This window comes from Chloroflexota bacterium (assembly GCA_011322445.1).
GTDB lineage: Bacteria > Chloroflexota > Anaerolineae > Anaerolineales > DRMV01 > DRMV01.
In genome coordinates, this window is sequence record DRMV01000015.1 from 1 (window position 1) to 9,723 (window position 9,723).

Annotated in this window: 10 protein-coding genes; 6 read left to right on the plus strand and 4 right to left on the minus strand. The window is 59.8% G+C overall.

From position 1 onward, the window contains the following. The first annotated feature begins 555 nt into the window (after window positions 1-555). Window positions 556-1,278: a branched-chain amino acid ABC transporter permease gene (locus ENJ54_02575; GenBank protein ID HFC08731.1), complete on the plus strand. Its 723-nt coding sequence runs from the start codon at window positions 556-558 to the stop codon at window positions 1,276-1,278. Further along, a complete protein-coding gene (locus ENJ54_02580) occupies window positions 1,275-1,577 on the plus strand; it encodes an AzlD domain-containing protein (protein ID HFC08732.1) in 303 nt (100 codons plus the stop codon). Before ENJ54_02575 ends, ENJ54_02580 begins: the two co-directional genes overlap by 4 nt. Window positions 1,578-1,697: 120 nt before the next feature. On the opposite strand, the gene ENJ54_02585 is transcribed toward ENJ54_02580, so the two are convergent. Then, on the minus strand, window positions 1,698-3,005 hold the full coding sequence (locus tag ENJ54_02585) for an ATP-binding cassette domain-containing protein (protein HFC08733.1): 1,308 nt from the start codon (window positions 3,003-3,005) through the stop codon (window positions 1,698-1,700). Window positions 3,006-3,010: 5 nt separating this feature from the next. Then, on the minus strand, window positions 3,011-4,726 hold the full coding sequence (locus ENJ54_02590; GenBank protein ID HFC08734.1) for an ABC transporter permease subunit: 1,716 nt from the start codon (window positions 4,724-4,726) through the stop codon (window positions 3,011-3,013). A gap of 255 nt (window positions 4,727-4,981) precedes the next feature. On the opposite strand from ENJ54_02590, the gene ENJ54_02595 reads away from it, so the two are divergent. Genes ENJ54_02595 through ENJ54_02605 form a run of 3 tightly spaced genes read left to right on the plus strand, consistent with a single transcriptional unit; the run spans window position 4,982 to window position 7,466 of the window. Next, entirely contained in the window at window positions 4,982-5,893 is a 912-nt protein-coding gene (locus tag ENJ54_02595; GenBank protein HFC08735.1) for a cobalamin biosynthesis protein CbiM, read from the plus strand. Next, window positions 5,890-6,687 carry a cobalt ECF transporter T component CbiQ gene (gene cbiQ / locus ENJ54_02600; protein HFC08736.1) on the plus strand — a complete coding sequence of 266 codons (798 nt, stop codon included), beginning with the start codon at window positions 5,890-5,892 and terminating at the stop codon, window positions 6,685-6,687. Before ENJ54_02595 ends, cbiQ begins: the two co-directional genes overlap by 4 nt. Beyond that, window positions 6,684-7,466 carry an ABC transporter ATP-binding protein gene (locus ENJ54_02605; protein ID HFC08737.1) on the plus strand — a complete coding sequence of 261 codons (783 nt, stop codon included), beginning with the start codon at window positions 6,684-6,686 and terminating at the stop codon, window positions 7,464-7,466. The genes cbiQ and ENJ54_02605 overlap by 4 nt, the downstream gene beginning before the upstream one ends. 171 nt (window positions 7,467-7,637) lie before the next feature. On the opposite strand, the gene ENJ54_02610 is transcribed toward ENJ54_02605, so the two are convergent. Further along, window positions 7,638-8,498, minus strand: a complete 861-nt coding sequence (locus ENJ54_02610) for an IS3 family transposase (protein ID HFC08738.1) — start codon at window positions 8,496-8,498, stop codon at window positions 7,638-7,640. Continuing rightward, the gene (locus tag ENJ54_02615) at window positions 8,498-8,800 is read right to left on the minus strand and encodes a hypothetical protein (protein HFC08739.1); all 303 of its coding nucleotides are present in this window, start codon (window positions 8,798-8,800) and stop codon (window positions 8,498-8,500) included. Before ENJ54_02615 ends, ENJ54_02610 begins: the two co-directional genes overlap by 1 nt. Before the next feature lie 316 nt (window positions 8,801-9,116). Between ENJ54_02615 and ENJ54_02620 the strand changes: the two genes are divergently transcribed. Beyond that, on the plus strand, window positions 9,117-9,602 hold the full coding sequence (locus tag ENJ54_02620; GenBank protein ID HFC08740.1) for a hypothetical protein: 486 nt from the start codon (window positions 9,117-9,119) through the stop codon (window positions 9,600-9,602). Window positions 9,603-9,723 lie beyond the last annotated feature (121 nt).

Consider the following 9,723-nt stretch of genomic DNA (forward strand, 5'->3'; position numbering starts at 1 on the left):
GAAGTTCAGCAACGATGAGGTCTTTGATTTGGGTGATGCGTTCTGTGGTAGACTTCATTTGGGAGTCCTTTGGTGAGAGATAGATGATGCGTTTATCTCTGTTATACCAGAGGACTCCTTTTCTACAACATTTGAGTGCTCCCCCCGAAAAAAGTGCAGGCAAATGTTGTAGAAGGGTGATTTCGCCTTTACCCCTCAAGCCGCCTCCTTCGACTTCGCTCAGGGGGCGGCTTTCTCTCCTCTCCCAGTGGGGGAGGAGAGAAACGGCGAGCGAAGCGAGCCAAAGTGGGGCAAGGACGTTTTCCACGACAAGGCAGCCATTTCTACACATTTTGCTTGCACCCCCGCGAAAATTCACCGCGAGAGGGGCAACCTCGCGCCGCGGCCGGGCTTTCCCCCGGCGCGGCGCGGCAATTGCGAAAGAAGAAGGCCACCAGGCGCACCTTAACAAACGTGGCTGTGTTGTATGGACAAACATCGGCACCAGCCCCCAACTCCAGTAAACGCCACCGCCGGGGGCTTGTGCCAGGCTATCCAATGAGGGAAGGTGGGGCCATGCAAAACGCGAGCAACCCTGAACACCCAACACCGTTTCTCACACAGTTTCTGGCAGGCGTGCGGGCAGGCTTGCCGGTAGCGGTGGGCTACGTCCCCATCGCGATTGCTTTCGGGGCGCTGGCGACCAAAGCACATCTTTCCCCCTCAGAGGCCGTGCTTATGTCAGCGCTGGTTTTCGCGGGTGCCAGCCAGTTCATGGCTGTAGGGATGATGGTGAGCGGCGCGGGCGGTCTGCAGATTGTCATCGCGACGCTTTTCATCAACCTGCGTCACCTGATTATGAGCATGGCCGTCCATCACACGGTCGAGGAAACCAACCGGCCGTGGCGTGCCTTGCTTTCCTTCGGCATTACCGACGAAACCTTCGCGCTTCTCACCCTGCAGAACGCCAACGCCCAGGGCAGCCCCACCCATTTGTTTGCCGCCGGCTTGATGGGGGTGGCCTACGGGGGCTGGGTAGCAGGAACAGCCATTGGGAGTTTCGGGGCCGAAATGATTCCCCCGGCCGTGAGCGCCTCAATGACTGTGGGGCTTTATGCAATGTTCATCGCGCTGCTAATGCCCCACGTACGGCGCTCGTGGCGGGTGGCTTTCATCGCGGGAAGCAGCATGGCGCTGAATGCCGTGCTGGTTTCCTTTATGAGCACCGGCTGGGCCATCGTGGTTTCCACCACGCTGGGCGCTTCACTGGGCCTGCTGGCAGGGGAGGCAGAGGCATGAATTCCACCACCGTCGTGATCATAGTCGGCATGGCATTGGTCACTTACATCCCCAGGTTGTTGCCGGGGCTGTTGTTTGAACACTACCACATGCCCGAAAGGTTCAAGCGGTGGCTCCAAAACATTCCCTATGCGGCATTAGGCGCGCTCATCTTTCCGGGCATCATCCACACGGAAAACCCTTTGCTGGGCATCATTGGCGGAGTGACGGCCGTGGTGCTGAGTTTATTCGATTTGCATCTGGTCATCGTGATGACGGTCACGATTTTTGTTGCTTTTGTGGCGTCGTACTTGCTGTAAATTTCCCGCTCACGCCACCGCCCCAGAAAGCCTGTGGGAAGGCAAGGGCAAACTGGCACGCCCCGCCCTCGGCAGCAGCCCGCTCACGCCGCGCGCCCGCGGAAACCTTCCCAATTCGGGTTACGACGCCGGGCGAAAGGCATCTGGCTCCAGGGTAATAACGCGCTCTTCGTTGTCGTAAGCCAGAATTTCCGCGTAGCGCCCCCAGTTGATGAGAATTTTACCCTGCTTTTCGGCTTCGGGTGGGGGGAGTTCCAGCGAAAGGGCCGTGTGAATCACATCCCACTTGAGGGCATGCCCCGCCGCATGGCGCAGCATTTCAATCAACCAGCGGAAAATGGGCAAGCGCCGAATGCGCGTGGCAAAAATCTCTTTCCGGGTGAGAATACTGGCCTCGCTGAACGTTTCGCCCAGGGGGGTAAGGGTAATGTCGCCGTTGTCTACCGTGGCAAAACCCAACAGTTCCAGGGCGTCGATCAATTTCAACAACGTGTCCGAATCAATGCTCAACTCCTCGGCCAACTGATAAATATCATGCGTCTGGCCAGGCGTCTCAGCGAGATATTCCACCAGACCAATGAGATCGTTCAAGCGCACATCCGGAAGCCAGCGGGTGCTGCCCGGTTTACCTGGCGCGCTCCCCAGTTCGATATGTTCCGGCTGCGTCTTGCCTGCCAGAATGCCATACACGCGGTCCACATATTCCAAAAAAGGCTGGGATTTGCGCTGGCGGGGGTGGGGCAAATCGACCTGGATTTCCGCCACCACCCGACCGGGGCCTTTATCCATAATGAGCAGGCGATCGGCCATGAAGACGGCTTCTTCGATGTTATGAGAAACCATCAAAATCGCGCGGGTGGGTATTTTGCCGCTTGCCCACAATTCCAGCAGCTCGCCACGCAGGGTTTCGGCGCTCAAAACGTCCAGGGCCGAAAACGGCTCATCCAAACACAGCAATTCGGGTTCCACCGCCATCGCGCGCGCAAAGCCCACCTTCTGACGCATGCCGCCCGAAAGTTCGCGCGGGTACGCCATTTCAAACCCATCCAGGCCCACCCGGTCCAGCAGATCCAACGTCCGGGGCACGCGCACGCGCTTGGGCACGCCTCGCGCCTTGAGGGCAATTTCCACGTTTTCCTGCACTGTCAGCCAGGGAAAAAGCGCAAAGGTCTGGAACACAATAGTCGCATGAGGGTTCACCCCCACCAACGGCTCGCCACGGTAAAGCACCTGGCCTTCCGTTGGCGGCTGCAAGCCGGTAATAATGCGCAACAGCGTGCTTTTGCCACAACCCGAAGGCCCCAGCAGGCACACGAATTCGCCTTCCTGAATGCTCAAATTGACGTCTTGCACCGCGTAAAAACGGCGCTCGCCACTGCGGTACACCTGCGAAACATGCTTCAATTGAAGAAAGGGCGTTTGGGCCATCTGTTCTACTCCATGCGGAAGCGTTCTTCAGCCAAACGATACAAACGGCGCCAGAACAATCGGTTGATCGCCACCACGGTAGCAATCATCACCAAGGTCGCTGCCAACAAGAGGGGATAATCGCCCGCTGCCGTCGCCGAAGCAATTGTCGCGCCCAGGCCCACCGTCTGAAGGGTGCGCCCCCCAAACTGGATGTACTCCGCCACGATGCTGGCATTCCATGCCCCGCCGCTGGCCGTAATGGCACCGGTCACCAGGTAAGGGAACAAAGCCGGCAAAATCAGCGTGCGCCAGCGTTCCCAGCGGCTCAACCCCAAGAGCGCCGCCGTGTAGTGCAGGTCCTGCGGAATGGTCGAAGCGCCTGCGATCACATTGAACAGCAAATACCACTGCGTGCCCATCAACATCAACAACACCGCGGCCATGTTGAGCCCGCCGGGCAAAGCCACCAACATCAACACAAACACCGGGAAAAGCGCCGTGGCCGGCACAGCCGCCACCATCTGCACAATGGGTTGCAGCCACGAGGCCAAACGCGGGTTCATCCCAATCGCCACCCCCACAGGCACCGTCCAGGCCAGTGCCACCACCAGCGCCACCCACACCCGCAATGTGGTTGCCGCCAGCCCCTGCGCAATGCCCCACCACTGCCCCAACGGGACTTCCAGCAACAGCCCAGCCCCCCTCAACGCCGCGTAGAGCACCCCCACGCCTACCAACGCGCCCATCACCCGGCCGACCCAATGCCAGCGCGAAGGTGCGCCTTCGGCTTCCTGCGAAGCGCCAAACGCCCACCGCTGCACGGTCCAGGCATCAAAACGCTCACTCACCGCGGCGAACCATTCACTCACTAAGCGCAGCACCGAAGTCTTGCGCAAGAGGTCATAAAACCATGACCGCGTCGGGTATTCGCGCTCCACCATCTCGAGGGTAAAGCGCTCCGACCAGGCAATCAAAGGTCGCCAGACCAACTGGTCAAGCGCCACGATGAGCAAAATCAACGCCCCCAGCCCCCACAAAATTGCCCGCAGGTTTCCCTGGTTGGCCGCTTCTTGCAAATAGGAACCCAACCCCGGCAAGCGGAAATCGCGTGAACCCACCTGAAAAATTTCCGCAGCCATCAAGAAGAACCACCCCCCCGCCCAACTCATCATACTATTCCACACCAGCCCTGGCGTGGCAAACGGCAACTCCAAAGATTTGAAGCGCAGCCAGCCGTTGAAGCGAAAGATGCGGCTGGCTTCCCGGTATTCTTTGGGCACGGTTTTCAACGACTGATACCACGAAAAAGTCAAATTCCATACCTGGCTGGTGAAAATGAGCACCACCGAAGCCAGTTCCACCGCGATCGCGCGGGGCAAAATCGCCGTTAGCCCTAACAACACCACGGGCAAAAACGAAAGAATCGGCACGCTTTGCAAAACATCCAGCAGCGGGATCAAAATCTGCTCTGCGCGGGCGTGCTTGGCCGCGATGTACCCATACCCTAACGCGAACAGTAGGGAAAGCAAATACGCCGCCGCCATGCGTAGCAACGAGCGCATGGCGTAATAAGGCAACACTTTGGGGTCAAGACGAATTTCGGGCCCCGGCACTGTAGCATGCGCCGAAAGCGCCAGCCGCACACCGACATAAATCAGCGCCGCCACGCCCAAAAACACCCACATATCTTCTTTGGAAAAGCGCCTCAAAGGCTGCCCGGTTCGATAAATTTGTCGCATCGCAAAAACCCAGGACCAGGAATCAGGAATATCGCCAGTACGCCCTCATCAATCCTTCATCTATTCTACTATACCCCCCACCGCGAACCTCCATGACATTTTTCACAAACTCTAAGCGCATTTTGCAGCAGATGACCACGCGGCGGGGTATAATTACTGTCAGCGCTTCTCGTCACAGCCTTTACCGTTTCCTCGCCTCAGCCGACGCCCCAGGAGGTCTGCATGGTTTTCTCGACCCTGCTTTCCCCGCATCGGATGCACATTCCCGACGGCTTTCTCAGCATCCACGTTGCGTTGCTGTTATGGGCCGTCAGCGCCGCGTTCCTGGCCCTGGCCCTGCGCCAGAGCCGCAAAACGCTGGGAGAACGCCAGGTGCCCTTGATGGGCATCATGGCGGCTTTTATTTTCGCGGCCCAAATGTTCAACTTCCCCATTCCGGGGGGCACCTCAGGGCACCTGTTAGGCGGTGTGCTGGCCGCCATTCTCCTCGGCCCGTGGGGAGGCATGTTGACCATGACCGCCGTCATCATGGTGCAAGGCATCCTCTTCCAGGATGGCGGTCTGGTCAGCATGGGTGCCAACCTTTTCAACATGGGCATTCTCACCACGCTGATCGGCACGGCCATCTACCGGCTGGGGGCACACCGCAGCCAGCGTGTCAAGATGCTGCTGGCGGGGGGCGCGGCGTGGCTCTCGGTGGTAGGGGCTGCGCTGGCCGCCTCGCTGGAACTCTGGCTGAGCGGCACCGTGGCGCTGGCCGTTGTGGTTCCGGCCATGGTGGGTGTCCACGCCGTCATCGGCATCGGAGAAGCCATCATCACCGTGGCCGCGCTGAGCTTTGTGCAGCGCACCCGCCCCGACCTGCTGGAAGATACGGCGCCCCAACCCGTTGCCCGAGGCTGGATTGCCGCGGGATTGCTGCTTTCTCTCGGAGTCATTCTGCTGGCGCCGTTGGCTTCCACCAATCCCGACGGGCTGGAAAGGGTAGCCCACAACTTAGGCTTCCTGAACCGGGAAGCCCCGCCGCCGGTGCACCTCCTGAGCGACTACACCCTGCCTTGGCTAAGTCATACGCCCTGGTCCACCATCCTCGCCGGGGTCATTGGCGTCGCGGTGGTGACCGCCCTGGCCTTCGGCATCGCTAAAGCCCTGCGACGAACAGCGTGAAAACCCTCTCCTCGCCTTGCGCGCCCCCGCAGGAAGCCCCATCCATCCCCAGGGGGCGCGACCCGCGACTGAAAGTCGTCTGGACCCTGGCTTTTATCTTATACGCCCTCGCACTCCCCGATGGGCAATGGGGTGTCTTTCTTTTAAGCGCCGTCGGGCTGGGCGGGGTGGCGATGCTCAGCGGCGTCCGCTGGACGGCAATGCTTCGCCGCGCCCAGGTGGCTTTGCCGTTTGCGCTGGCCGCCGTTTCTACCGCGTTCATCTGGCCAGGGCGGCCGTGGATGACCTTCCACCTGGGAGGCTGGACGCTCACAGTGACCGTCGAAGGGGGGATTCACTTCTTGAGCATCCTCTTACGCGCCTGGTTGGCCGCACAAGCCATCGCCCTGCTGGGATTGACCACCCCCTTCCCGCAATGGCTATGGGCCTTCCGCCGCTTAGGCATGCCCGCCGAACTGACCACCATGCTGCACCTGATGTACCGTTACCTGGCCGTGCTCACCGCCGAGACCCTGGGCCTTCAGCGTGCCCGCACCGCCCGGCAGGCTGCGCCGCTGCCGGGGAAGCGCCCCCCCGGCCTTTTGTGGCAGGCCCGGGTAACCGGCCACATGGCGGGCCAGCTTTTCCTGCGCAGCCACGCGCGCGCCGAACGCGTCTACCAGGCCATGTTGGTGCGGGGCTACCGCGGCGATTGGCCCATGTCATCCAACCGCCGCCTGACCGCCTGGGACTGGCTGCTGGGGGTGCTGGGCGTGGCATTCCTGTTGCTCATCGAAGGACTTGTGCACCGATGAATCGCACCGAACTTCGCTCCTCGCTTGCCCCCACATCACCACTGCTTTCCACTTCCCCCCTCATTCGCATTCAGGGGCTGACGTTCCGCTACGGCGACGACGCCCCCGCGCTCGTCAACATCAACCTGACCATCGCCGCCGGGGAAAAGGTTGCCGTGGTGGGGCCTAACGGCTCTGGAAAAACCACCCTCTTGTTGCACCTCAACGGCCTCCTGCAGGGGGAAGGGCTGGTCGAAGTCGGTGGGCTTCCCGTTGCCAGGCCCCACCTCCCGGCCATCCGCGCGCTGGTAGGCCTGCTGTTTCAGGACCCCGATGACCAGTTGTTTTCGCCCACGGTGTATGAAGACGTCGCCTTTGGCCCACTTCAGCAGGGGCTCTCCCCTGAAGAGGCCCAGCAGCGGGCATGCGCCGCTCTCGAGCAGGTTGGGCTTAGCCACCTGGCGCAGCGCGCGCCCTACCGCCTCAGTGTCGGCGAAAAGAAGCGCGCCGCGCTGGCCACGGTGCTGGCCATGCAGCCCCAAATCCTTGCCCTGGACGAGCCCACCGCCAACCTCAACCCGCGCGCACGGCGGCAGTTGATCGCCCTCTTGCGGGAACTCCCCCAAACCATGCTGGTCGCCACGCACGACATGCAACTGGTGGCGCGCGATTTCCCCCGCACGGTAGTGATGGATGAGGGGCGCATCATCGCCGACGCGCCCACCGAAGAAGTGCTGCACGACCGCGCCTTCCTGGAAGCCCACGGGCTGGAACCACCTTGCTTGCCTGAACAGGCATAGCCGCCCAACGCTGCCTTGGGGCAGCACGAAGCCGCCTTGACGTTCGGCCTCATACAGTAACCGTTTTATCTTAGGTTGACAAAATAGTGTTAGGACTTTCGCTCAGGCGGGTTGAAAAGCCTTGATGGTAGAGTTACGGAATGTAGTGGGCCCCCAAAATTGGACACCAAATCAGGGGGCTGAAGCAATTTTCTCCTCAGCCCGCTTTACCAGCCAAGCCGCCTCAAGCCCCGCGGGCGTGAGATAGCCCAACGACGAGTGAATCCGCTGGTGCTGATACACTTCTTCCAGGAATCGCCCCATCTGCTGTCGGGCATCGCTCAAGTCCCTGTAATCCGATAACGCCACCTCCTCTTCTTTGATCATCCGCATCAGCCGCTCTGCATAGCCGTTCTCCTCCGGCATTCCCGTGCCTGCCATGCTGATATGAACGCCATGTTCCTCCAGAGCCGCTACATAAGCCGTCGCCGCATACTGCACCCCCTGGTCGCTGTGGTGAATTTCAGGCACATGGGTTGCCACGGCCTGCTCCAGCGCTGTCAGGGTCAGTTGCTGGTCTAAATGACGGCTCAAGGCCCAGCCACGGATGCGGCGAGTAAACACATCCATAATCACCGCCAGGTACACAAAGCCTTGTGCCAGGCGAATGTAGGTAATATCGGACACCCAAACCTGGTCGGGCCGTTGCACCTGCAACCCTTTCACCAGGTTGGGGTAACGCTGGTAGCCGTGTTGGCTTTGCGTGGTGCGCACTTTACGCTTCTTGACTGCTTGCAGCCAGCCTTTTTGGCGCATCACCCGTTGTACCCGCTTGCGGCTGACCTGCATCCGGTAAGGCGCACGTCGCAGTTGGGCAGTGACGCGCCGTGTACCGTAAGTTGGAAAGGTACCCAGGATGTCCAGAATGGCCCTGGCTAAGGCCGTGTCATCAGGCGGTGTGGGACGGTGGTAGTAGGTGCTCCGCGGCAGGCCAAGCACCTCGCAGAGCATAGCCACGGGATAGCCATGGGCTTGATGAAGATACTCAATCATCACTCGCTGCCTTCCCCGGTCAAGCCCAGCATGAGCGAGGCTTTTTTTGCCCTTTCCAGTTGCAAGGTCAGCCGGCCCACCATGCGATCCAGTGCCTGGATCCGGATTTCAGCCTGTTGGCGCTCTTGATCACCGCGAAAGATCTGGTCAGCCTGGGCAAGAAACGGCTGTTTCCAGCGGGTCAGCAAGGATGGTTTGATGCGGTGCTCACGGCAGACTTCGGCCGCCGTTTTCGTTCCACTGATGACAGCCAATACAACGGCTGCTTTGAACTCAGGTGTGTAAGTCCTGCGTTTACTCATCGGTCTCTCCTGATTTTGGGCGCTCGTGTTACTTTACCACATGTCCAAGATCAGGGGACCACTACACTAACTTTACATCGCTCGTTGTAAAACTGCCACATACCACATTGCTTGCTCCAAAGGGACTGTCGCTACAAACTGCCCTCGCTCATAATCAACCATTCCGCCTGATTCTACCTTCACCAATTGCAGCCCCGTACCCTCTAACAACAACCGCAAATCCGCCGGCGAGTAACACCGTAACCGTTTCATCTTGGGTTGACAAAATAGTGTAAGATAAAAATAGATACAACCTTACACCAAGGAGAGGTGCAAAATGGTGCAATGGTTGGTCTCTCCTGTTGCGGATTCCCCCAACATCACATCCCAGACCAGGCAATGCCCCCAATGTGGCTATGAATTTGCTTATCGCCACGGGCAGCGCACTCGCATCATCGGCGATTGGAAAATCTCTACCGTCACCCAACTTCGCATGCGTTGTCCCAAATGTGGCACAACCTGGACGGTTTATCCTGAAGGCATCGACCCGGCCGTCCGCCGCAGCCGCAGAGCGCAACAATTCGGCGTTTTCCTCTACGCAGCCGGCCTCTCTTACCGCCAAACAGCTGCTGCCCTGCGCACCTTGGGTATTCCCGCTTCGCCGTCTACCGTACTGCGGGATGTCCAAAGCCATGCTGCCCGCGAACAAGTACGGGCCCATCATGCGCTCTTGAAGGGCAAAGTTCGTGTCCGCACCATTGGCGTAGACGGCACCGGTGTCAAAATGGCGGGCAAGCCCAACGGGAGCACTCATAAGTTGTAGAATCAGGCAGCAAGGGGCCAGCCGGTGGTGGGAGACCAAGCATCGCTCAACCAGGCTGCTCGCGCTTTGGCGGTCATTTCAGCCCCGTATGGCGTCCATCGAGCACCGGCTCGTTTGAGCC

Bases quoted from the DNA above. Each gene is read 5' to 3' on its own strand.
- ENJ54_02610 (HFC08738.1), bottom strand. From the start codon at position 8,498: ATGATTGAGTATCTTCATCAAGCCCATGGCTATCCCGTGGCTATGCTC.
- ENJ54_02590 (HFC08734.1), bottom strand. From the start codon at position 4,726: ATGCGACAAATTTATCGAACCGGGCAGCCTTTGAGGCGCTTTTCCAAA.
- ENJ54_02585 (HFC08733.1), bottom strand. From the start codon at position 3,005: ATGGCCCAAACGCCCTTTCTTCAATTGAAGCATGTTTCGCAGGTGTAC.
- ENJ54_02605 (HFC08737.1), top strand. From the start codon at position 6,684: ATGAATCGCACCGAACTTCGCTCCTCGCTTGCCCCCACATCACCACTG.
- ENJ54_02615 (HFC08739.1), bottom strand. From the start codon at position 8,800: ATGAGTAAACGCAGGACTTACACACCTGAGTTCAAAGCAGCCGTTGTA.
- ENJ54_02595 (HFC08735.1), top strand. From the start codon at position 4,982: ATGCACATTCCCGACGGCTTTCTCAGCATCCACGTTGCGTTGCTGTTA.
- ENJ54_02575 (HFC08731.1), top strand. From the start codon at position 556: ATGCAAAACGCGAGCAACCCTGAACACCCAACACCGTTTCTCACACAG.
- ENJ54_02580 (HFC08732.1), top strand. From the start codon at position 1,275: ATGAATTCCACCACCGTCGTGATCATAGTCGGCATGGCATTGGTCACT.
- ENJ54_02620 (HFC08740.1), top strand. From the start codon at position 9,117: ATGGTGCAATGGTTGGTCTCTCCTGTTGCGGATTCCCCCAACATCACA.